At 60.3% G+C, this 24,292-nt stretch carries 16 protein-coding genes and 2 pseudogenes; 1 reads left to right on the top strand and 17 read right to left on the bottom strand.

What is annotated here, in order from left to right:
- From WM40_RS06275 to putA, 4 genes and pseudogenes are all read right to left on the bottom strand, one after another.
- A complete protein-coding gene (locus WM40_RS06275; protein ID WP_201779124.1) occupies positions 1–1,137 on the bottom strand; it encodes an MBL fold metallo-hydrolase in 1,137 nt (378 codons plus the stop codon).
- Between the two features lie 110 nt (positions 1,138–1,247).
- A pseudogene (locus WM40_RS06270) lies at positions 1,248–1,826 on the bottom strand (IMPACT family protein); the annotation flags it as partial.
- Between the two features lie 348 nt (positions 1,827–2,174).
- Positions 2,175–3,335 carry a branched-chain amino acid ABC transporter substrate-binding protein gene (locus WM40_RS06265; protein ID WP_024904917.1) on the bottom strand — a complete coding sequence of 387 codons (1,161 nt, stop codon included), beginning with the start codon at positions 3,333–3,335 and terminating at the stop codon, positions 2,175–2,177.
- Between the two features lie 279 nt (positions 3,336–3,614).
- On the bottom strand, positions 3,615–7,646 hold the full coding sequence (putA, locus tag WM40_RS06260; protein WP_046152420.1) for a trifunctional transcriptional regulator/proline dehydrogenase/L-glutamate gamma-semialdehyde dehydrogenase: 4,032 nt from the start codon (positions 7,644–7,646) through the stop codon (positions 3,615–3,617).
- Between the two features lie 326 nt (positions 7,647–7,972).
- On the opposite strand from putA, the gene WM40_RS06255 reads away from it, so the two are divergent.
- Complete coding sequence (locus tag WM40_RS06255; RefSeq protein ID WP_046152419.1) at positions 7,973–8,584, top strand: hypothetical protein; 612 nt, start codon at positions 7,973–7,975, stop codon at positions 8,582–8,584.
- Between the two features lie 31 nt (positions 8,585–8,615).
- Here the strand turns inward: WM40_RS06255 and WM40_RS06250 are convergent, their stop codons facing one another.
- The 13 genes and pseudogenes from WM40_RS06250 to WM40_RS06185 all read right to left on the bottom strand — a co-directional run.
- Complete coding sequence (locus WM40_RS06250; protein WP_082102462.1) at positions 8,616–11,138, bottom strand: primosomal protein N'; 2,523 nt, start codon at positions 11,136–11,138, stop codon at positions 8,616–8,618.
- Between the two features lie 290 nt (positions 11,139–11,428).
- Positions 11,429–12,520 carry a uroporphyrinogen decarboxylase gene (gene hemE / locus WM40_RS06245; protein ID WP_279612266.1) on the bottom strand — a complete coding sequence of 364 codons (1,092 nt, stop codon included), beginning with the start codon at positions 12,518–12,520 and terminating at the stop codon, positions 11,429–11,431.
- A 1,264-nt stretch (positions 12,521–13,784) separates the two neighbouring features.
- Positions 13,785–14,204, bottom strand: a complete 420-nt coding sequence (locus WM40_RS06235) for a F0F1 ATP synthase subunit epsilon (protein WP_024904923.1) — start codon at positions 14,202–14,204, stop codon at positions 13,785–13,787.
- A gap of 184 nt (positions 14,205–14,388) precedes the next feature.
- Positions 14,389–15,792: a F0F1 ATP synthase subunit beta gene (atpD, locus tag WM40_RS06230; RefSeq protein ID WP_024904924.1), complete on the bottom strand. Its 1,404-nt coding sequence runs from the start codon at positions 15,790–15,792 to the stop codon at positions 14,389–14,391.
- A gap of 35 nt (positions 15,793–15,827) precedes the next feature.
- Positions 15,828–16,700, bottom strand: coding sequence for a F0F1 ATP synthase subunit gamma (gene atpG / locus WM40_RS06225; RefSeq protein WP_024904925.1), 873 nt, complete (start codon positions 16,698–16,700; stop codon positions 15,828–15,830).
- Positions 16,701–16,865: 165 nt separating this feature from the next.
- Positions 16,866–18,407 carry a F0F1 ATP synthase subunit alpha gene (gene atpA, locus WM40_RS06220; RefSeq protein WP_024904926.1) on the bottom strand — a complete coding sequence of 514 codons (1,542 nt, stop codon included), beginning with the start codon at positions 18,405–18,407 and terminating at the stop codon, positions 16,866–16,868.
- Between the two features lie 162 nt (positions 18,408–18,569).
- Entirely contained in the window at positions 18,570–19,124 is a 555-nt protein-coding gene (locus tag WM40_RS06215) for a F0F1 ATP synthase subunit delta (protein WP_024904927.1), read from the bottom strand.
- Positions 19,125–19,126: 2 nt separating this feature from the next.
- On the bottom strand, positions 19,127–19,597 hold the full coding sequence (locus WM40_RS06210; protein ID WP_024904928.1) for a F0F1 ATP synthase subunit B: 471 nt from the start codon (positions 19,595–19,597) through the stop codon (positions 19,127–19,129).
- Between the two features lie 257 nt (positions 19,598–19,854).
- A complete protein-coding gene (gene atpE, locus WM40_RS06205) occupies positions 19,855–20,133 on the bottom strand; it encodes a F0F1 ATP synthase subunit C (protein ID WP_024904929.1) in 279 nt (92 codons plus the stop codon).
- Positions 20,134–20,216: 83 nt separating this feature from the next.
- The gene (gene atpB, locus WM40_RS06200) at positions 20,217–21,065 is read right to left on the bottom strand and encodes a F0F1 ATP synthase subunit A (RefSeq protein ID WP_024904930.1); all 849 of its coding nucleotides are present in this window, start codon (positions 21,063–21,065) and stop codon (positions 20,217–20,219) included.
- Between the two features lie 152 nt (positions 21,066–21,217).
- Positions 21,218–21,841 carry an ATP synthase subunit I gene (locus WM40_RS06195; protein WP_024904931.1) on the bottom strand — a complete coding sequence of 208 codons (624 nt, stop codon included), beginning with the start codon at positions 21,839–21,841 and terminating at the stop codon, positions 21,218–21,220.
- Between the two features lie 495 nt (positions 21,842–22,336).
- Complete coding sequence (locus WM40_RS06190; RefSeq protein WP_036011985.1) at positions 22,337–23,236, bottom strand: ParB/RepB/Spo0J family partition protein; 900 nt, start codon at positions 23,234–23,236, stop codon at positions 22,337–22,339.
- 107 nt (positions 23,237–23,343) lie between these two features.
- Positions 23,344–24,099: pseudogene (locus WM40_RS06185) on the bottom strand (ParA family protein); the annotation flags it as partial.
- Positions 24,100–24,292 lie beyond the last annotated feature (193 nt).

Below are 24,292 nucleotides of genomic sequence, written 5' to 3'. Positions count from 1 at the left end.
TCAGTGCACCGTTCGGGCGATGCCGGACGCTTGAAGCGGCACGTCCCACTGCCCGCCGGGAGCCAACGCACGGAACGACGCCAACGGCAACCCACGTCGGCGCACTGTCTGCTCGAACAAGCGCGGCGGATCGAACTGACCCTCATCGGTCAGCCGGAACGTGCCGAAGTGAATGCCGAGAACGGACTGCGCATCAAGCGCCTGCGCCGCGTCCACGGCCTCCTCGGCCGACATGTGGCTACGTTTCATGAACCAGCGCGGGGCATAGGCGCCAATCGGCAAAGCGGCGAAGCGCATCGGGCCGAAACGCTGCCGTATCTGCATGAATTGCCCGCCGGCACCGGTATCGCCGGCGAACAAAAACGGTCCGTCCGGCGAGGTGAAGACGAATCCCTCCCAAAGCGTCGCGTTGACGTTCCATGGCATCCGCTCGGTCCAATGCCGCATCGGTACCGCCGTTACGGCCACATCATCGCGCAATGGCACCTGTTGCCACCAGTCGACCTCATGGACATCATGAAAGCCCACCGCGCGCAATGGCGCACCATTCCCCAACCCGGACACGACGATGGCATCGGGCCAGCGCCGCGCCAGTCGCTTCAACGTCGGCATATCGAAATGGTCGTAGTGATTGTGGGACAGCACGATGACGTCGATGCGCGGCAGTTTGTCGAATGCAATACCAGGCGGGGTATGCCGTTCCGGTCCAAACAGGCCGAAAGGCCCGGCATGCTCGCTATAGATCGGATCGGCAAGGATATTCAAGCCGCGATGCTGGATCAGCACGCTGGCATGATTGATGAAAGTGACCACCATTCGACTGCCGTCGACTCGAGGCGGCACGTCCGGGACAAGCGCGGGTTGATCAATCCAGCCGTCGGGCGTGCGGTGCATCTGCCAGCGCAACAGGTCGCCCATCGTATTGCGTGGGGTGGGCGGCACCGTGTGAAAGCGCGAGCCATCGAAGTGATCGGTGACCGGACCACGATACGGATGCGCGGCGATACCCAGGCCTTCCGTATCCAATGTGCCGGTCTCGATCGCAATACCAGCGATGACCAGCACCGCCAGCAGCACCGCCAGCACCCATGTCATGGCCTGTCGCACGCGGCGGTGACGTGGTGTCGCGGGTGTCATCGTCGGGCCTTCTGCGAAGGCGCATTGGCCGCGGCGATATCGACGATATGCGAACGCGCGATGCCGGTCATCCTGGCCGGCGCCATCGCCCCGTCGTCGCCGTGGACCGGCAGCCAATCGACCCGCCCTTGCCCACCTTCGTCCACCGCTGCGATAAATGCCGCCGCCGTGTCGGCCGGCAAACGGACGGTAAAGCCAACCACGGACCCGTGCGTGACCGCTTCGAGTGCCGCATCGGCCAAAGCCACCTGTCGACGCATCCAGCCTTCCTGCGCATAAGGCACAGTGCAGCAAAGCGTGCGCATTGCCCGCAGTGGCACCTTGTCGGCAGCGAGCAGCGCTTGCGCGACGGCATCGGTATAAGCGCGCACGAGCCCGCCCGCGCCCAGTTTCACCCCGCCAAAGTAGCGAACGACCGTGGCAAGCACACCTTCAAGATCTTGATGCCGCAATACATCGAGCATGGGCCGCCCGGCCGTGCCACTGGGCTCACCGTCGTCCACCGCCGCCGACTGACCACCTGCCAGTAGTGCCCAGCAGACGTGCGCGGCGCCAGGATGCGCGGCGCGTAATGCACTCACCCGCACCTGCGCCTGCCCGCGATCAGCCATGGGTCCGACGCAGCCAAGGAAACGGCTTTTCTTGATCAGCAGATCACTTTCGACAGGGGCGGCTAGCGTATGGGGCATACGCCGATATTACCCCAGACACTTGAGACGCTCGCCATGCATTCGTACGGAGCAGTCAATGCATTCGAGGAAAACGCATGCGGGTTATTGGTAAGCAAGGAGGACCCTCTACAACGGGAGAAGGCCTGTGAATAACATTGGGGACAAGCAGCCGAATAGCTTGTGCAAACCCTGTTGATAACTTCCGAACAACAAAACACACGATTGAACGACCCGGTATAAAACCGGGCGCGCAGGTGGCGGATAGCCTGTGAACAAGCAGGGGATAAGTTTCCCGCTTTCAACAAACGCGGGCGGGACAGAACCTCGACGAGGTGAGCATTGTCCCCTGCAAGATCAACTGACGGTTTATTTTGCGCCAACGCTCTGCAATACCGTCCATTCGCCGTTGACGACCTTGTACATCGTGATGCCGCCGTTCTTCAGGTCGCCCTTGGCGTCATACTCGAGCGCCGGTGTGGTAACGCCCGCCATCTTGATCTTTGCAAGAACCGGCAGGTACTTGCTCGGCTCGGTCGAATCGGCTTGCTTCATCGCGGTGAACATCGCCATCGCACCATCGTAGGCATAGGGTGCGTACGTTTGCACGTCCGAACCAAAGCGCTTCTTGTAGTCGGCGGTAAATTTCGCACCGCCTGGCATATCGGCCAGCGGCACGCCGGCGAGCGAGGCGATCGTGCCATTCGCGGCATCACCACCGATTTTCAGGAACGTCGGCGTCTTGACCATCTCGCCGCTCATCAATGGCGACTTGATCCCCAGCGTGTGCATTTGCTTGACCATCGGTGCGGCCTGCGCATCGGCGCCGCCGTAGAAGATCAGGTCCGGACGCGTTGCCTTGATCTTCGTCAGGATCGAACGGAAGTCGACGGCGCGGTCATTCGTGAATTCGCGATCGACGATGCTGGCGCCGGCGGCCTTCGCGGCCTTCTCGAACTGATCCGCCAGACCCTGACCATAGGCAGTACGGTCGTCGATGATCGCGATCTTCTTGTACTTCAACGTTTTCACGGCAAACTCGCCGTCAACCGCACCTTGCTGGATGTCCGACGTCATCATCCGGAAAGTCGTCTTGAAACCCTGCTGCGTGTATTCCGGTGCCGTCGCCATCGCGATTTCAGGAATGCCGGCCTGAGCATAGATGCGGGATGCCGGAATCGTCGTGCCGGAGTTGAAGTGGCCCAGCATACCCTTGATGCCGCCATCCACCAGGCGCTGCGCCACGGACGTTGCCGTACGCGGATCAGCCTGGTCGTCCTGCACGTCGAGCACGATGCGTACCGGCTTGCCACCAATCACCGGCTTCGTCGCATTGAAGTCCTCGACGGCCAGCGTCAGGCCATTGGTGAAGTCGGCGCCGTAATGCGCCTGCGGACCGGTCAATGGGCCTGCCGCGCCGATATGAACGTCTTCCGCATGCGCTACGTTGGTCAACGCCAGCGTTGCACCAACCGCCACCGCCGCGAACGTCGCACCACCCAGCCGATTATGCTTATTAATACCTTGCATCCCTGCTCTCCTTGAGGGCTACCGGTTCTTCCGGCGGCCACACTTCACGAACGCCGGCGAGACACGCATCGTCGAATCGCATCATCGCCGTCTCTCCCTGCTTGCCCGCATGCCGAACCGACCTGTTCGACAAACGCGGCAAGCTTACCGCAACGGAATAGCGGTCGTCTCCTGCCCGCTTCCCGGCCCTGCCCTCGGCGTGTCGTCGCTTCCGTAACCGCACCCCTTGCCGCGACTGGTCATCCTAACGCCAACACGCCAGCCATCCGAAACGATGTTTCACCCAATGGTCATCAAGTTCGCGTTGCCGCCCGCCGCTGCGGTATTGACGCTGACGGACCGTTCGAGCAGCAGGCGCTCCAGCACATAATCCTCGCCTTGCTCGATCGCCCCGACGTTCAAGCCTTGAAGCGTTACGATCGGGCCGTCGCGCCGCGCCAATTGACGCGACAACGCACGCAAGGCATCGCCATCGCCTTCAAACAGCGCCGCATCAAAGGCCGCGCCAGCGAGTCCCTTCCCATCCACGACCTGTAGATACGGTTGCAGTGCCGCGTCGGCACGCAGGCGTTCGGCAAAAGCGATACCGGCCGGCCCGTCGAACAACGCACGATTACCGCTACCCAATGCCGCGGCGAGCTGCGCACGCGCGCCCGTCTCCGTCGACGGGACGCATAGTACCGTGCCGCGACCGGCGAGCGCATAGGTGTTTCGCTCGCCGGTCGGACCCGTCAACGTTTGCGTGAGTCCGTCCACGGCGCGCGCAAGATAGGCATCACAACGGTCGGCGATAGCGGCATCGCCTTGGGTACGCAGCCAATCGCGATACCGCGTCAATGCCACCGTCCTACCGTCTCGGCGATTTTCAGATGTCGACGTGGTCTCGGCGGCGGACGATGCACTCGTCGATCCTGTCGTATTGCCCTGACCGACAGAGCGCGTCGACGCCGAGGCACCGTCGAGCAACGCCGGCAACCGGTTCGGACGGGTGGACAGCAGGCGGTACAAATATAGAGGCCCACCTGCCTTCGGTCCGGTCCCGGACAGGCCTTCGCCCCCGAACGGCTGCACACCGACAACCGCGCCGATCACGTTGCGGTTCACATAGATATTGCCCACGTGCGCGTTCGCGATCACACGATTGATCGTCTCGTCGATCCGGGTATGGATACCGAGTGTCAGGCCATAACCGGTGTCCCGTATTCCCGCCATCAACGCATCGAGCGCGCCACGGGAATAACGCACCACATGCAGCACGGGGCCGAAGACTTCGCGCTTCAAGGCGGCCAGATTGTCTATCTCGATAAGCGTCGGCGGCACGAAGGTGCCATTGGCCGCGTCTTCCGTCAGTGGTACCTGATGGACGGCGAACCCTTTCGCGCGCATCTGGTCAATATGGGAATCGATACCGCGCTTGGCTGCCGCATCGATGACCGGGCCGACATCGGTGGACAAGCGATCCGGATTACCGACGCGCAACTCCTGCATCGCGCCCTTCAACATCGTCAGCACGCGATCGGCGGCCTCTTCCTGCAGGCACAATACGCGCAATGCCGAACAACGTTGTCCAGCCGAATCGAACGACGATGCCAGCACGTCGCCCACGACCTGCTCCGCCAGCGCCGACGAGTCGACGATCATCGCGTTCTGCCCGCCTGTCTCGGCGATGAACGGGATCGGACGACCGTTCGCATCCAGGCGCTCGGACAGCGTACGGGCGATCAAACGCGCCACCTCCGTCGATCCGGTGAACATCACCGCGCGCACGCGCGCATCGGCGACCAGGCGCGCCCCCACGGTCTCGCCATCGCCTGGCAGCAGTTGCACGGCGCCGGCCGGTACGCCCGCATCACGCAAGATGCGAATGCCCTGCGCCGCGATCAACGGCGTCTGTTCCGCCGGTTTGGCCAACACGGTATTGCCGGCGGCCAGTGCCGCTGCCACTTGGCCAATGAAGATCGCGAGCGGGAAATTCCATGGGCTGATACAGACGACGGGGCCGAGCGGACGATGCGTGTCGTTCGAGAACTCATTGCGGATCTGCACGCCGTAATAGCGCAGGAAATCCACGGCCTCTCGTACTTCCGCCACCGCATTCGACAAGGACTTGCCGGCTTCGCGAACGATCAAGCCGAGGAGCACCGGCATCTGCGCTTCGAGCAGGTCGGCGGCGCGCGCCAGACAATCGGCGCGCTCGGCCGGCGGCGTGGCTTGCCAGATAGGCGCCGTGGCGAGTGAATGTGTCAAAGCGATCTCGACATCGCGCGCGGTCGCCTCGATCACCTGACCGACGATGTCACGATGATCGGCCGGGTTACGCACTGCCTGCAGTGTCTGACCGTCGCGCGGCACGGTGTCGACGAGGTCGGGTTCGTCCGCGCGATCGAGCATCGGCGCGGCACGCCAGATCATGCCGACGCCACTCAGCAGCGCCGACGACAACGAGGCGAGCCGATGCTCGTTCGACAAGTCCAACCCCATCGAGTTGGCGCGCGCGTCGCCATACAATTGGCGTGGCAGCGGGATTTTCGGATGGGGTGCGCCCGGAGGCGCGATCCGTAACGCCTCCTCGACCGGATCAGCGATCAGGTCTTCCACGCTGAGCGACTTGTCGGCGATTCGGTTGATGAATGACGTATTGGCGCCGTTTTCGAGCAGACGGCGCACCAGGTACGCCAGCAGCGTTTCATGCGTCCCCACCGGGGCATAGACACGGCATGGCCGATTCAGCTTGTCACGGCTCGTGACCTCTTCGTACAGCGGCTCGCCCATGCCGTGCAGGCATTGGAATTCATATTGACCGCTGTAGTAGTTCTGACCGGCGAGGTGATAAATCGCCGACAGCGTATGCGCGTTGTGCGTGGCGAACTGCGGATAGATCGCATCGGTCGCACCGAGCAGTTTCTTCGCGCATGCCAGGTAGGAAACGTCGGTGTAGACCTTGCGCGTATAGACCGGATAGCCCTCCAGCCCGTCCACCTGCGCGCGTTTGATTTCGCTGTCCCAATACGCCCCCTTGACCAGACGCACCATCAGACGATGGCGACTGCGGCGGGCGAGATCGATCAGGTAGTCGAGCACATACGGGCAGCGTTTCGAGTACGCCTGCACGACAAAGCCAATGCCGTTCCAGCCTGCCAAGGCCTCGTCAAAGCACAGCGCGTCCAACAGGTCGAGCGAGATTTCGAGACGATCCGCTTCCTCCGCATCGATATTCAAGCCGATATCGTAGCGGCGTGCGAGCAGCGCCAGCGCCCGCACGCGCGGCAGCAGTTCCGCCGTCATCCGATCATATTGGGCACGCGCATAACGAGGATGCAGTGCGGAGAGCTTGATCGAGATGCCGGGACCTTCGTAAATGCCGCGACCGTTCGACGCCTTGCCAATCGCGTGAATCGCTTGCTCATACGATTCGAAGTAATGTCGTGCGTCTTCCTCGGTGGTGGCCGCCTCGCCGAGCATGTCGTACGAATAGCGGAAGCCACGCGCCTCGAATTTACGGCTGTTCGCCAGCGCTTCCGAGATCGTCTCGCCAGTGACGAATTGCTCGCCCATCAGGCGCATCGCCATATCCACGCCCTTGCGGATCAGCGGCTCGCCGCCCTTGCCGATCAACCGCGTCAATGCCGCGGAGAGACCGGCTTCGCTATTCGTGGCCACCAGCTTGCCGGTCAGCATCAGCCCCCATGTTGCCGCATTGACGAACATCGACGGGGCATTACCCATATGGGACTTCCAGTCGCCATGGCTGATCTTGTCGCGGATCAAGGCATCGCGTGTCGCGCGATCCGGAATACGCAGCAGTGCCTCGGCAAGGCACATCAGCGCAACGCCTTCCTGACTCGACAACGAGAACTCGTGGATCAGCCCTTCCACGCCGCCGCCCGATTGCTTGCCACGCAGCGCCGTGACCAGACGCGCCGCCAGTTGCCGCACCTGGCCGGCCAGCGCGTCCGGCAGCTTTGCATGACCGATGAGAAATGGCACGCACTCCGGCTCGGGGCGCCGATAGGCGGCTGTGATTGCCGCCCGCAACACCGACTGGGGTTGCACCCCTTGCGCGAAATCCATGAACGGGTGGTGCGCGGCCTCCTCGACCGCCGGGTCCGTACCGCCGTGATCGGCGCTGTCCCCGGACGACAGGATCGCGCTCAATTCGGGTGGCATCTGCCCGGCCTCGATCCGTTCCAGATACGCGAATATCGCCTGCTTGATCAACCAATGTGGCGTTCGATCGATACGTTGAGCGGCCTCTTTAAGGCGCGCGCGCAAGGGTTCGTCAACCTTCACGCCGAGCGTGGTGCTGGCCATGTGTAGTGAGTCCGGAGTGAATCGGTGAGCGATGCCAGCGCGCAAAAAGCGTATGGCAATCCAACGGACTTGCCTTTTCCAGCATCGTACTGACTGCGATCGTACTAAACATAAAATAAAGGTGCAACCCATCTGCTTCGGGTTGCACCCTGGCCCGGCGATGCCTTCATGTCGCACGATTTTGGGAGAAGTCCGAAAATGCGATACGGACCAGGAAATTACTTATTTAAAAAGCGCCGTCTTATTTAATCGCAAGAGGGAGCTGCCCATAATCGATACCGCATCCTTTATAGCGGCATAGGTAGAACCGTTATGGAGCGCCAATAATGTTAGTCAATCTGGCCAGACTTTACGTCCAACTTTATATGCCCAGCGCATTACTTGATTCACCAGATTTGCGAAGATTCACGAACAACCTCGCACTCGATAATCTGATCCGGAGTTACGGGGAACGCCTGGCCAAGCTAGGCGAAGATAAAATTCGACTATTGCGCACGCACAAATTGAACAGCATGAATGCCTCCAGGATGCGCCTGGAAGAGGCACGATCGCGGAGAGTTAATGCGCACTGCCCTGCCGCTCGAGAGCGGGAACGGCGCCTTCTCCAGGCATTCACTCCGATATTTCCGCCGCCGCTTGCCAACACAGCACTGATGGACATCATGTTGAAGCGCGCAAGGGACGGCTTTAATGCTGGCCCTCTCGACAAATTTCCCCCGATCGCCATACGCATCCTGGATCTAGCAAGGGCGAACGGCTATCAGGATGCCCTCGAATCGGAGGACTTCATCAAAGAGATGGCAGATATCGTCAAAGAGCTCTGCACCTACAGCGAAAACGGTGGCGTCGCGGAGTCGGCAAATTCGACAAAACGGGATGGCAGCGGTGGCGAGTTTTTCGATTCAAGCAAAACGCGACTGGCCGGTCGGCATTTATAAAGGCAATTGATCCGCGTACGCGCGCGCCGAATCAAATATCCAGCGGATCCACTTCCACCGCCCACCGCGCGACTCCTGATTGATCGCCGCGCAATGCCTGCTGCCAAATGGGCAAGAATCGTTGCAACGCCGCACGAGAGGCACTCTCAACCAGTAACTGCGCGCGAAACGTATTAGCGATCTTGACCAACGCCATCGGCACGGGGTCAAAGCGATGAACATCCTCGCGTGGCGCGTTGCCGTCGCCCGGCACGGCCGCTACTGACGCCTTCACCACATCGAAATGCCCAGCCGCCCGCTGCAGAAAGGCCATTGCCTGCTCGAGCGTCTTCGCCTCGGCACGCAGCAAGGCCTGATGGATAAACGGGGGCAATCCTGCCTGCCGACGCTCCGTTAACGACGCCTCGGCAAAACCCGGATAGTCGTGCCGCGCGAGTGCCTGAAACAAGGGATGCGTGGGATGGCGCGTCTGAATCAACACATCGCCGCTCTGGCCACCGCGCCCAGCACGGCCTGCAACCTGCATCAATTGCGCAAACAGCCGTTCCGTCGCGCGGAAGTCGTGGGAAAACAAAGCCGAGTCGGCGTTTAGCACGCCCACCAAACTCACTCGCTGGAAATCGTGGCCCTTCGCGATCATATGCGTGCCCACCAGGATGTCGACATCACCGGCGTGAACGTTTGCAAACAGCGCGGCAGCACTGCCTTTCTTGCGCGTGCTGTCGGCATCAATGCGCAGGACACGCGCACCCGGCACAAGTTCGGCAAGCGTCTCCTCGGCGCGCTGCGTGCCGCGCCCCATCGGCGCGATATCGACGTTACCGCATTCAGGACAGGCCGGCGGAATGCGTTGCTGCCATCCGCAATGGTGACAACGCAACGCCCGATCCAATTTGTGAAGAACAAGGTAAGCGCTGCAGCGCGGACAACCGCAGACCCAGCCGCAGGCATCGCACGACAATACCGGCGCATAGCCGCGTCGATTCAGGAAGATAAGACTCTGCTCGCCTTGTGCCAGGCGCTTGCGTAAGGCCGCCACCAAGGGCACGCTGAAACCGTCGATGCTCGGACGTCTTCGTTGACGCTCCAGCTCCATATCAATCAACGTCATGCGCGGCAGAACGTGTGCCGGTGACAACGCCTGCGAAGCCATCGCGGCAACCGCCGGCCGCGTCGTCATAGACAGGCGGCGATAACGCCCCTGCTCCGCCTGTGACCAGCTTTCGAGCGATGGCGTGGCGGACCCGAGCACGATCGGCACATTCAGCTGTTTGGCACGCCACACGGCCAAGTCCCGCGCCGAATAGCGCAGACCTTCCTGCTGCTTGTAGGCCGCTTCGTGCTCTTCATCGACGATGATCATCGCAAGCCGGGGAAAGGACGCCATGACCGCCAGTCGCGTCCCCAGGACGATGCGCGCGCGACCGAGATGGGCTGCAAGCCAGTGACGGGTCCGCTCGCCGTCGGCGAGGCCGCTATGCAACGTTGCCACCGCACCGTCGCCCAGAGATGCGAAGCGCCGCCTGAACAAGGCATCGAATTGCGGCGTCAAGTTGATTTCGGGCACCAGGACCAGCGCCTGCGCCAGGGGATCCCGCGCCAGCAGCCGCGCCAGGCTCTGCAGATACACCTCGGTCTTACCGCTGCCGGTGACGCCATGGAGTAGAAACGGCGCAAACCCCCCCGCTCTCGATGCAGCGTCGATCCGGGTGACCGCTTCCTGCTGCTCGGCGCTCAAGACCCGCGCCGGGACAATCTCGGGTGTCGCGTGCGCCAAGGGCGTTGCGCGCTCGCCAGCATCATCCCCCTCGATCTCGTAACGTCGCACCTCTCCGGATGCGCACCAGGCATCCAGTTGCGCGGCGGCGCGGGGGTGCAGTCGACGCGCCGCCGATAGCGTCAAAGGGGCGGACGCCAGTCCGTCGACCAAACGACGAAGCGCCGCTGCGCGCCTTGGCACCCTGGCATTCAGTTGCGCCAGCGCCTCCGGGACATCATCACGCAGGGCATAGACCGCTTGGCGCGGCAGGAGATGCCCCCAACGGGACGGATCCCGCAGCCCCTGTGGCAAGGCGGGCAGTGCCACTTCGCCGATACCACGCTGGTAATACCCTGCCGCAAAAGCGATCAGCGCCCGCCACCGTGCATCCAGCGGCGGACAGTCATCACAGATTGCCTCGATCGATTTCAAACGATTCGGCGGCACATCGGTCTGCTCAGCCACGGCCCAGATGACGGCTGTGACGCGGCGCTTACCGAACGGTACCCACACAAGCATTCCAGGAACAGGAAGCACGCCTGCGAATTGGCCGGATCGATAGCGATAGTCGAAAAGGGTCTGGATTGGCTGATCGAGCGCGACCCGCACGTACAGGACATCGTCCTCGCCGGCATCGTCGCCCTTTTTCCCGGTCTTCTCGCGGTCCGGGACGTCGTGCGAGACAAGCGTGAAATCGGGTTCCTCACCGATCTGATTGCCGGGTGAAAAGGTTGTCCCCAATCCGGCGCCGCGCACTGTGTTTTGCAAGGCATTGCCAGAGTTAAAGTGGAACATCGATTTCAACGCTAAATCTCGGTTTACAAAGTTTTTTTCAGGCTTACGCACTGCTGTGGATAACTTTGTGGAGAAAGCCCGCATTGTCATGCGACCGTCATGCCAAGATCAGGGTTTACAGCATCCTTCGCCCTAAGAAATTCGATCCGGACTTCACCCATAACCTCATGAAAAACCGCATTTTTTATCGCCAATGCCGGGTATGACATGCGGGGTTTTCCTTATTCCCCGCCCCCCTTAGAAGAGAGGCGATTTTGTGCATAAGTCAAGGCTTGACAGGCGAAAAATGATCACGCCGCACGCTGTTTGCGGCTATAGGCATGCACCTCGTCCACCAGCGCGATCACGTGATCCGGCGGCGTGAATTGAGAGATGCCGTGCCCGAGATTGAAAACGTGGCCCGGCGCGCTGCCATAGGCATCCAACAATCCACGCGCCTGGGCACGAATGGTCTCTGGCGGCGCAAACAAAATGTTCGGATCGAGACTACCTTGTAACGCGACACGTTGTCCCACACGCTGACGCGCCGCCCGGGGGTCGACGGTCCAATCGAGACCCAACGCGTCCACGCCGGTCTCGGCCATCGCCTCCAGCCACAGCCCGCCGCCTTTCGTGAAAGCAATCACCGGCACGCGACGTCCTTCGTGCTCTCGAATCAAGCCGGCAACAATGCGTTTGATGTAGGCGAGCGAGAACGTTTGGTAGGCGCCGTCCGCAAGCGCACCGCCCCATGTGTCAAAGATCATCGCGGCCTGGGCGCCCGCGAGAATCTGTGCGTTCAGATAGGCGATCACCGCGTCGGCATTGACCGCCAAGATCTGGTGCATCAGGTCCGGACGCGCATAGAGCATCGTTTTCACATTGCGGAAATCCGTTGATCCTCGGCCCTCGACCATATAGCACGCAAGCGTCCACGGACTTCCCGAAAATCCGATCAGCGGAACGCGTTGACGCCCCTGACCATCAACCAACGCCTTGCGGATGCTCGACACCGCACCGGTCACGTACCCCAGCGTCTCGTCGATATCCGGCACGTATAGCGCCGCTACATCCGCTTCCGTGCGCACAGGCCTGGCGAACTGCGGCCCCTCGCCTTGTGTAAACGCCAGGCCGAGCCCCATCGCATCCGGAATCGTCAGAATGTCCGAAAACAAGATGGCTGCGTCCAGCGGATAGCGCTCCAGTGGCTGCAACGTAACCTCGGTGGCATAGTCCGGATTCTTTGCCAGTCCCAGGAAACTGCCTGCACGGGCCCGCGTTGCATTGTATTCGGGCAGATAGCGGCCGGCCTGACGCATTAACCAGATCGGCGTGTAGTCGGTAGGTTCCCGCAGCAGCGCACGCAGGAAAGTGTCGTTGGCCAGCGGCGCGACGTTGGGCATATCGGACGATTGCATCGGCATCTGTGCTTCTGGTTGCGGATCGCGGGGACGCTTCGGCCCGGCATCGGTGGAAAAGAACGAGCGGAACCCGCGAGGCGACCCCGGCACGACATGAAGCGGCATTCTACCGGACCCCGGGGGACGGGAACACCGACATATCGACCCGATTGTCGAATGACGTCATTCCAAGGCCAGGGGAAGCGGCCCGATGTAGTGACAGACTGTTACCTTCATTCCGGCAACAGGCTGTCCACCGTTCGCCACTCGAACCGCCATCGGCGCACGACCGGCGCGCTTGCGGAAAGTCGCCGGTATACAACGATTACACCGCTTCGCTGGCGCGCGAAATCGCAACGTACTTGCCGAAACAATATTCCCCAGCTTCCGTCGAAATCAGAGCAATTACGCGTAAGTGTCTGATTATTAAGCAGAGTTTAGTTACAACCAGATACACTTTGTTACGGCCACATTAGAATCGATGGCCCACAATGATTTCAACGGTCGCAACGCAGCCTACTTGGCGAGTCGTGATAGCCGTAGTTCGCAGGCGGAATTACTCGGGTTCTCACGCATGCGGTACTGCAGGTCACGACGCAAATTCAGGTATGCAGCGTTGATATCGTCACATCGGGGCGGGAATGCCGCAAACGCTGCGATCGGGTGAATCAGGCCGATCCTCACGTTTAACACGGCATCGGTGGGAAGCATCATCGGGAAATGTGATGCTTCGCTGTTCCAGCGATAGTGCCAGGTTGCATCACTCGAGTATAGCGCGCATCGCGGTTGGGGTGCCGCGCGCCACGCCGGGATTGGCCGGCGTCGGGATTGATCGATTGGTGCGAAGAGTGGTCCAGGCAGCATTCGTTGGACGCCCGAATGTGTTTGTCCCAAGTGGTCTCCTCGCGCTAACCCCGTAGCGTGTGGTTTTAAGCGGGCGCCATGCCCGCTTTTTTTTATCTACGGTTTGTCGACGGCAATCGATCGATGAACGTCGTATTACGCGTTGCGTGCTTTTTCTCTCTCTGGCTCCGCCAGTGCAATATAGGCGGCGATCAATTTCCCCTGGGCGTCGCGGTCCGTGTACAAACGGGTCAACGACATCAAGCGGGTTGCGGGTCCTCCAAGGAAAAAAAACCGCCTTCGATACCGAAAGCGGTTTTTCCGCGACTTTGAACTTGCGCCACGCAAGATCAGTCTTATCGCACCATACGATTTGTGAACACCAATCGCATGGCTACATCCGAACGGCTCGCACTGCGTAATGTTAGTGCCGACGCTGACGCAGTTGCTGAATCGCCGTCAATTGCGCGACGGCGGCGGCCAGTTCAGCCTGGGCAGCAGCGTATTGCAGATCCGACCCGCCATTTGCCAGCGTTTCTTCCGCCGCACGACGTGCTTCCTCTGCCTTCGCCTCATCCAGATCCTTGCCGCGGATGGCGGTGTCTGCCAACACCGTCACGCCTGTCGGCTGGATGTCGAGAATGCCCCCGACCACGAAAACAAATTCTTCCTCGCCGTTTTCGGCCTCGATGCGTACCGCACCGGGACGGATGCGCGTGATCAGCGGCGTGTGGCCCGGCAAGATACCCAGCTCACCCGACTCGCCCGGCAGCGCGACGAACTTCGCCTGCCCCGAGAAAATCTCGCCTTCCACGCTGACGACGTCTACTTTGATGGTTGCCATATCGATTCCTGATCGTGTGAGCGGCGCCAGGCGCCTGTTCCGCGCTTGGCCAGCCCGCATATATGTCGCATGCCATACAAAGCGACCATGCGGGTTGGAACGACGCATCGCGCCGCCCACCCTTCGTCCTGCATCGCCGCCCCGCATCGCGCAACGGCGATCCAGCATGACGATGCGCGCCGCATTACATCTTCGACGCCTTTTCGAAGGCTTCGTCGATCGTACCGACCATGTAGAACGCCTGCTCTGGCAGGTGATCGCACTCGCCGTCGACGATCATCTTGAAGCCGCGGATTGTTTCCTTCATCGCGACGAACTTACCCGGTGCGCCCGTGAACACTTCCGCCACGTGGAACGGCTGTGACATGAAGCGTTGAATCTTACGGGCACGCGCGACCGCTTGCTTGTCTTCAGGCGACAGCTCGTCCATCCCCAGAATCGCGATGATGTCGCGCAATTCCTTGTAGCGTTGCAGCGTTTGCTGCACGCGACGGGTGATCGAGTAGTGTTCTTCGCCAATGACCAGTGGGTCGATCTGACGCGACGTCGAATCCAGCGGGTCGACGGCCGGATAGATACCGAGAGAAGCGATATCACGCGACAGCACGACCGTTGCGTCCAAGTGACCGAACGTGGTCGCCGGCGACGGATCGGTCAAGTCATCGGCCGGCACGTAGACCGCTTGCACGGACGTAATCGAACCCTTCTTCGTGGACGTGATCCGCTCTTGCAGACGGCCCATTTCTTCGGCAAGCGTCGGCTGATAGCCCACCGCCGACGGCATGCGGCCCAGCAACGCCGACACTTCGGTGCCAGCCAATGTGAACCGGTAGATGTTGTCGACGAAGAACAGCACGTCACGACCTTCGTCACGGAACTGCTCGGCCATCGTCAGACCGGTCAATGCGACGCGCAGACGGTTGCCCGGCGGCTCGTTCATCTGGCCATACACCAGCGCGACCTTATCCAGGACGTTCGAGTCCTTCATTTCGTGATAGAAGTCGTTGCCCTCACGGGTACGCTCACCCACGCCGGCGAACACGGAGTAACCGCCGTGCGCCTTTGCGATGTTGTTGATCAATTCCATCATGTTGACGGTCTTGCCAACACCGGCGCCACCGAACAGGCCGACCTTACCACCCTTGACGAACGGGCAGATCAGGTCAATCACCTTGATGCCGGTTTCCAACAGTTCGGTCGACGGGGCCAACTCGTCGAATGCAGGCGCTAACTGATGGATCTCTCGGGTAAATTCGTGCGAGATCGGGCCCGCTTCATCGATCGGACGGCCCAGCACGTCCATGATCCGACCCAGCGTTGCCGCGCCAACCGGCACCGTGATCGGCTTGCCGGTGTTCTTGATCGCCAGGCCACGGCGCAGGCCGTCCGCCGAACCCAGGCAGATCGTGCGGACCACACCATCGCCCAACTGTTGCTGCACTTCCAACGTCAATTCGCTGCCTTCCAGCACGAGTGCGTCGAAGATCCTCGGCAACTGGTCGCGCGGGAATTCCACGTCGACGACCGCGCCAATGCACTGAACGATTTTGCCGACTGCGGCAGTCCCACTTTCAATCGCGGTACTCATCGATTTTCCTTTAGATGCTTTGATTCGTGCGTGGGTCAGACAGCCGCGGCGCCGCTGACGATTTCCGACAATTCCTTCGTGATCGCTGCTTGCCGGCTCTTGTTATAGACCAACTGCATTTCGCGGATCACCGTCTTCGCATTGTCGGAAGCCGCCTTCATCGCGACCATCCGCGCCGACTGCTCGGACGCCATGTTTTCTGCCACGCCTTGGTACACCAATGCTTCGACGTATCGCGTCAGCAGGTCGTCGATGACCGTCTGCGCGTCCGGCTCGTAGATGTAGTCCCACGGGTGGTCTGCACGCTGTTCCGCGCTGCGGGTGATTTCCGGCAACGGCAACAACTGCTCCAGCACCGCTTCCTGCTTCATCGCATTGATGAACCGCGTGTACCCGAGGTACACCGCGTCCAACTCACCGGCCGCGTACGCGTCCATCTGAACCTTGATCGTGCCGATCAGCTTGTCCAGGTGCGGCGTATCGCCCAGATGCGTTACCTGCGACACGATCTTCGCCTTCAGACGATTCAGGAAACCGGCGCCCTTGCCACCGATTGCCGTCGCTTCCAGCGTGATACCCCTTGCCTCGTTCTCGCGGAACTTCGCGAGCGCAAGACGCAGGATGTTCGTGTTCATGCTGCCGCACAAGCCCTTATCCGTCGTGATCAAGATCAGACCTGCGCGCTTGGCATTCGCCGGACGCGACATGAACGGATGGTGATACTCCGGGTTCGCTTCGGTCAGGTGCGCAACAATGTCACGCACGCGGTCCGCGTACGGACGCGATGCGCGCATGCGCTCCTGCGCCTTGCGCATCTTCGACGCAGCCACCATCTCCATCGCCTTGGTGATCTTGCGCGTGTTTTGCACGCTCTTGATCTTGCCGCGGATTTCCTTCATTCCAGCCATTGCTCAACTCCTGTCGGTACCGTCATCGCCGTGCCATTCGGTGGAACCGGACGCCTGGATCATCACTCGCTTCAATCACGCTTCGAGCGAATCCCAGACGCGTTGCATGCCTGTCGTTCACCGCAGACGCATGCCGCACTGCGTGGCGGCTTAACCCGCAACGTGTCAGTAAGCGCCGGACTGCTTGAAGTCCTTGACCGCGGCATGCAGCAACGGCTCGTCGTCCTTCGTCAGTTCCTTCTTCTCTTCGATGCGGCCGATCAGGTCTGCCTTGTTCGCCTTCAGGCTTTCGCGCAAACCCTTTTCGAACGGCAGCACCTTCGCCACGTCCAGATCATCCAGGTAACCGTTGTTCGCCGCGAACAGCGAAACAGCCATTTCCCATACCTGCAAAGGCTGATATTGCGGCTGCTTCAGCAGTTCGGTCACGCGACGGCCGCGCTCGAGCTGGCGACGGGTCACTTCGTCCAGATCAGAGGCGAACTGAGCGAATGCCGCCAATTCGCGGTACTGGGCCAAGTCGGTACGAATACCACCGGACAGCTTCTTGATGACCTTCGTCTGGGCTGCACCACCCACGCGCGACACCGAGATACCGGCGTTGATCGCGGGGCGGATGCCCGCATTGAACAGGTCCGTTTCCAGGAAGATCTGACCGTCGGTGATCGAGATCACGTTGGTCGGCACGAACGCGGTCACGTCGCCCGCCTGCGTTTCGATGATCGGCAATGCCGTCAACGAACCGGTCTTGCCCTTGACGGCCCCGTTCGTGAACTTCTCGACGTAGTCAGCCGACACGCGTGCAGCACGTTCCAACAGACGCGAGTGCAGATAGAACACATCACCGGGATAGGCTTCACGGCCTGGCGGACGACGCAGCAACAGCGAGATCTGGCGATAGGCGAACGCTTGCTTGGTCAGATCGTCATACACGATCAGCGCATCTTCACCGCGATCACGGAAGTATTCACCCATCGTGCAACCGGCATACGGTGCCAGGTATTGCATGGCGGCCGGCGCAGATGCCATGGCGGCAACGACGGTCGTGTATTCCAACGCGCCGTTTTCTTCCAGCTTGCGCACGATGTTCGTGATCGACGACGCCTTCTGACCGATGGCGACATAGACGCACTTCACGCCCTTGCCTTTCTGGTTGATGATCGCATCGATCGCCACCGCGGTCTTGCCGGTCTGACGGTCACCGATGATCAACTCACGCTGACCACGGCCAACCGGTACCATGGCGTCGATCGCCTTGATACCCGTTGCCAGCGGCTGGTCCACGCCCTGACGCCAGATCACGCCCGGCGCGATCTTTTCAATTGCGTCACGCGCTTGCGTCACGACCGGACCCTTTCCATCGATCGGGTTGCCTAGCGTGTCGACGACGCGCCCCAGCAGTTCGGGGCCCACCGGCACATCCAGTTGACGACCCGTGCACTTCACCGTGTCGCCTTCGGAGATGCTGTCGTATTCACCCAGAATGACCGCGCCAACGGAGTCGCGTTCCAGGTTCAACGCCAGACCAAAGATGTTGCCCGGGAACTCGAGCATTTCACCTTGCGTTACGTTCGACAGACCGTGGATTCGCACGATGCCGTCGCTCACCGAGATCACGGTGCCCTGATTTTGCAGATCCGCGCCCGCTTCCAGACCCTGGATGCGGGTCTTGATCAGCTCGCTGATCTCAGATGGGTTGAGTTGCATTTTGCTGCTCCTGATAGTCAATTCTTTGCCGCCGGCAGACCCATTGCCTGCTTTCGGCTTCATGTCGGTCATATCACCGACGGCATCAGCGCGTTCGCGCCCCGAGGCCGCAATACCGCGAAACCCTGGAGCGCGAACTCAGTCAGTGATCGTCGCAGCGAATTACGCGGCCAGCGAGGCCTGCATCCGCGTCAGGCGCGCACGCACCGACGTATCGAGCACTTCATCCCCGACCGCCACACTGACGCCACCGATGAGCGCCGGGTCGACAACGACCTGTGCTTGCAGCTTGCGTCCGAACTTCTTCTCCAGCGCCGCCACCAACTCCGTCAGCGCCTTGCCTTCAAGGGGGTAGGCACTGGTGATCACGGCGTCGGAAATGCCTTCGCTGGCGTGCTTCAACGCCTCGAACTGCGCGGCAATCTCCGACAGCAACGCAATGCGCCGGTTATCCACCAGCATCTGCACGAAGTTCTTTACCGGCGCCGCGAGCGTCACGCCGGATGCACCGGTGATCAGCTCGAAGATTTGCGCACGGCTGATCTTCGGGTCGTTCGCCAGCGTACGGACGTCAGGATGACTGGCCACTTGCGCCAGCGCCTGCAATTGCGTCAACCATGCGTCGGTGGACACGGCGGCCTGGCCATTGACCGGGGCGCGCGCGACGTCGAAAGCAGCTTCGGCGTAGGGGCGGGCGATTGTCGCGAGTTCAGCCATGATCAGAGCTCGGCCTTCAGTTGGTTCAACAGGTCGGCATGGGCATTGGCGTCGATCTCGCGGCGCAGGATCTGCTCGGCGCCCTTGACTGCCAGGACGACGACTTCACCGCGCAGCGCTTCGCGTGCACGCACCACCTGCTGCTCGGCTTCGGCCTTTGCACTCGCGATGATCCGGCTTGCCTCGGCTTGCGCATTCGCCTTGATTTCCTCGGCGACCTGCTGCGCACGCTTTTCCGCGTCAGCAATACGGTTTTGACCTTGGTCGCGCGCTTCCGCCAACGACTTGTCGATGCGCTTTTGCGCGTCGGCCAGATCGGCCTTGCCCTTCTCGGCGGCGGCCAGGCCGTCGGCGATCTTTCTCGCGCGTTCGTCGAGCGCCTTGATCAACGGCGGCCACACGAACTTCATCGTGAACCACGCAAGGATCAGGAACACGATCAACTGCGCAATCAGGGTTGCGTTGAGATTCACTGTGTTTCCTTTACGAGTACTGCACCGGACTGGAGAACGCGCTGCCGCCGCGCCCGATACCTGGTTTACCACTTGCTGCAGCCCATTCCGTCAGCGGACCAATATTCCGATAACAGGGCCCGGCATCGTCATCGACGGGGCACAGAGCCGGCGGCCAGCGCAGGATCGGAGGCGCCTGGGAGTCGACAACGGCACCGGCATCCCGGCACCGCCGACCACGTCGGCACCATCCTCCACTGGACGTTAAGGCGTCGCGATTACGCGCCTGGCGCGCCCAGCGCCGTCAGCAGCGGATTTGCGAACGCGAACAGCATCGCAATACCCACACCGATCAGGAATGCCGCGTCGATCAGACCTGCCAACAGGAACATCTTCGTTTGCAGCGGGTTGATCAGTTCCGGCTGGCGTGCGCAGGCTTCAATGTACTTGCCGCCCATCAGGCCGATGCCGATACAGGCGCCAATTGCACCCAGGCCAATGATGATACCGATGGCGACTGCGGTGAAACCCTGGATGTTGGCGATGAAAGCTTGCATGGTTACTCCTGTGGAAAAGTCTTAAAAACGGGATAAATAACGACTAATGGTGAAAAACGCGATCGATTCCGCGAGGAGCTCGATCAATGTTTATCGTGAGCCTGGCCAAGATACACCAGCGTCAACATCATGAAAATGAAGGCTTGCAGCAAGACGATCAGGATGTGGAAGATCGCCCATACACTACCGGCCAACACGTTTCCGACGAAGCCCAGCACACCGGCATGTGCATCGAAATGCCAGATGCTGCCCAGCAAAGCGATCAGCAGGAACAGCAGCTCGCCCGCATACATATTGCCGAACAACCGCATACCCAGAGACACGGTCCGCGCAACGTATTCAATGATGTTCAGTGCCAGATTAGGTATCCACAGCACGAAGTGATTGCCGAACGGGGCACTGATCAATTCCTTGCCCCAGCCCGCGGCACCCTTGATCTTGACGCTGTAGTACAGCATCAGAACCAGTACACCGAGAGACATGCCCATCGTCGCGTTGAGATCGGCGGTAGGCACGATCCGATGATGGCTGATCACGCTGTTCATTCCGGTCCATTGAATCAGATGGGCCGGCAGATCGACCGGGATCAAGTCGAATGAGTTCATCAGTGCTACCCAGACGAAGACCATCAGGGCCAGCGGCGCAATGAAAGCACGGTCGCCATGCACGATTGATTTCGATTGGTCTTCGACCATTTCGACGAGCATTTCGATCAGGCACTGGAAACGCGTCGGCACGTTCGGCGATGCGCGGCGAGCGGCCGTGATCAGCAGGGTCAGCGTAATCACGCCGGCGACGATCGACCAAAACATCGTGTCGAGGTTGATGATCGAAAAATCGATCAACTTCGTCTGATGGCCCGTCGCAAAGTTTTGCAGATGGTGCGCAATGTATTCGGAAGGCGTAAGCGCAGTTTCGGATCCAGCAGCCATAGATTCAAGCACCAATTTTTAAGAATTCGGACAACCACCCGGCAGGCAGGGCCTGTCGGGTGGTGGAATACGGCGTTACACAGTGCCACGTTACCTCCGTGCGAGCCGCTCATCGCGCTATCACGCAGGTCGGCTCACAACCAGCCCTCCACTTACCGCCATGCCAGCGCGAGCCAATAAGTCTTCAGCGCCAACACATAGGTCAGGAGCAACGGCACCCACCGCACTTCCCGGAATAACACTGCCACCGCGATAAACATCGCGATCGTCAGTCCCAACTTGACGCCTTCAGCCAGCATCCAGACCGCAACCGAATCCCGCCCGCGCCGGCTAAGGTAGCCGGCAAACGCAGCACTCGGGATCCAGCAGATCATCCCTCCGATCGCCGCCGAAAACGCCGCCGCTGGCGCATTCGCGCTCAGGACCGCTGCAACGCATGCCGCCACGATCGTCAAAACGATCTGTGCCAGCACCACCCGCAGCGGAGTCACCCGGGATGGTCGCGCGACATCCGGACCAAACAGCTGTTGCGCCTGCCCCCGCGTAAGCGGTACCACCGGTGGTGGCACCTCTTGCCAATCGTCCCAGTCGTTCGTGACGACCGCCTGGTCTTCACGGTGGAACGCGTCGGAAACGGAAGCATTGCTGCGATGGGCGCTTTGCCCCGAGGAGTCGTGCCCGGCCGCGAACGGCACGCCACGTTCAGTGCGATCGGAAGGCGCGCTCCCCGCGTCGCGCGCCTTTTGCGCGCCGGCGTCGTCCGCCGTTCCAACCATACACATACACTCCCGCAGCTTTCGGAACGCTTACAATTAGACCTGACTGACAGATAAATCCGGGCGATTGTAAGCGATTATCCCAAGCGATTCAAGCGATTATCGCCCATCACGCATCCATCATCGATTCCGGCGAAAAGCGTTATTTTTGCCGTACTGCAGCAATACCGATGTGTCGCGTCAAAATCGGCATAGACATTGATCTATGTAACGCGCATCAATGCAAAAGGTCCCGTAAAAGCGCGCCATCGCGTTGAACACGAATTTCGCGAGGGGCAAGCGTAAACGTTTGGATAAGTGAACCCTTGCGGCGTATTGCCACATGTCTGTTCTTTCAGACAGATGGATATTTACAGAGATAGTCGAGGCAATACAGGAAGGACCAAATCAGCTGTAGGCGTGAATCGCAAGCCTGTACAGAAGTTCAGACTGCAGGGTCACGGCACAGATAAGATCACCACCTCACTGTTTTCTTGACCATACAACTAGACGACGTTAGCGCGGCGACGCATTTTCTTCCGGGGCAGGTTGACGCAGCCTGGCGATAATCCCTTCCAGCGCGTCGAGGCTGCCGAAACCGATCGTCAACTGTCCTCTACCGCTGCGCCCTACTTTGATATCGACCGATGCAGAAAGCATGTCTGCCAGTTCATCTTCGAGTCGGGACAAATCTCGTGACTTCCGTACCTTCTGCGCCTTTGGCGCCGCCTTATCGTCGCGCGCAGTCTGCGTCACCAGCTTTTCCGCTTCGCGAACCGACAATCGCCGATTGATAATTTGATTTGCCAGGGCAACTTGTGTCCCGGCATCAACTGATAACAGCGCACGCGCGTGCCCCATGTCGAGATCGCCCGCCAATAACATCGTCTGCACGGGCGTCGCGAGATTCAACAATCGCAGCAGATTCGATACGGCGCTACGCGAACGGCCAACCGACTCGGCCGCTTGTTCGTGCGTGAATTTGAACTCATCCAGCAAGCGTTGAATACCTTGCGCTTCCTCCAGAGGGTTCAAGTCCTCGCGCTGGATATTCTCGATCAATGCCATTGCCGCGGCAGCTTGATCGGGGACATCCTTCACCAGCACTGGAACTTCCGTAAGCCCTGCCAGATTCGCTGCTCGGAAGCGGCGTTCACCAGCAATGATCTCGTATATATCGCCGCCAATCGGCCGCACCAGAATCGGTTGCATCAAGCCTTGCGCACGAATACTGGATGCCAGATCCTGCAGGGCACCTTCGTCCATCCGGGTACGCGGCTGATACTTGCCGGGCACCAATTGCCGCAATGGCATCGTGCTGGGGTGGGCCTCCCGTTGCATTGCGTCGCTGATGTCCGCGTTACCGCCGAGCAACGTCTCGAGCCCGCGTCCCAAACCCTTCTTTTTTGCGACCATCGGTTTCATATCGCTCCTGCGGTACCGGTTTCATTGCTCATCGTGGCCTTCGTTGCCGCGTCGGCGGCTCCCGGCGCGCCGGTTTTCCGCGATCCGGCAGCGCCATGGCGACGAATCATTTCCTCTCCAAACTGCACATACGCCTGTGCGCCACGCGAACCGGGATCGAACGTCGTGCCAGGCAAACCATAGCTGGGGGCCTCAGCCAACCTCACATTGCGGGGAATGACGGTATCGAACACCTTGTCACCGAAATGCTGCTTCAGTTGTTCAGATACCTGCTGCTGCAATGTAATTCGCGGATCGAACATGACCCGCAACAAGCCAATAATCTTTAAATCGCGATTAAAGTTGGCATGTACCTGCTTGATCGTATTCACCAAATCAGATAGCCCCTCCAACGCGAAGTACTCGCATTGCATTGGAATGATGACGCCATGCGCGGAAACAAGACCATTCAGCGTTAACAGCGACAGCGCGGGCGGACAATCGATCAGAATATAGTCATAGCGCGACTGGATGCTCTCCAATGCGTCACTGAGACGACGATTACGTCGTTCTACGTCGACCAGGTCCACCTCCGCCCCTGCCAGTTCGCGATTTGCCGGCAACATGTCAAAGCCCGTGTCCGCCGCCGGAACAATCGTATCCTCGATCCTCGCGTCCCCAATCAGCACCTGGTAGACGGTATGCGTAACGGCCTGTTTATCCACGCCGCTACCCATCGTGGCATTGCCCTGAGGGTCCAGGTCGACCAACAACACGCGTTGATTTTGCGAGGCAAGACTCGCCGCCAGATTGACTGCCGTTGTTGTCTTTCCTACCCCACCCTTCTGGTTTGCCACGCAAAATATCTGTGTCATCTTCCTTTTCCTGCTCTGCGGAAATCGTATTGATTTCCTGCTACCGCATTACACCGCATCAATCAGCAACTTGCCAGTGTTCCGTTCGATCTATCATGAGTATCGATCGAAGATCCGCTCAGCGCATTCGATACGCGCATTGGCACCACTGCCATGCCAACATAGACACCCCTGTTTCACGTGAAACAGTGTC

The organism is Robbsia andropogonis (genome assembly GCF_000970345.1).
In the GTDB taxonomy this organism is placed as follows: domain Bacteria; phylum Pseudomonadota; class Gammaproteobacteria; order Burkholderiales; family Burkholderiaceae; genus Robbsia; species Robbsia andropogonis.
The sequence above is the reverse complement of the archived record's forward strand: the minus strand, read 5'-3'. Positions and strand labels throughout refer to the sequence as shown.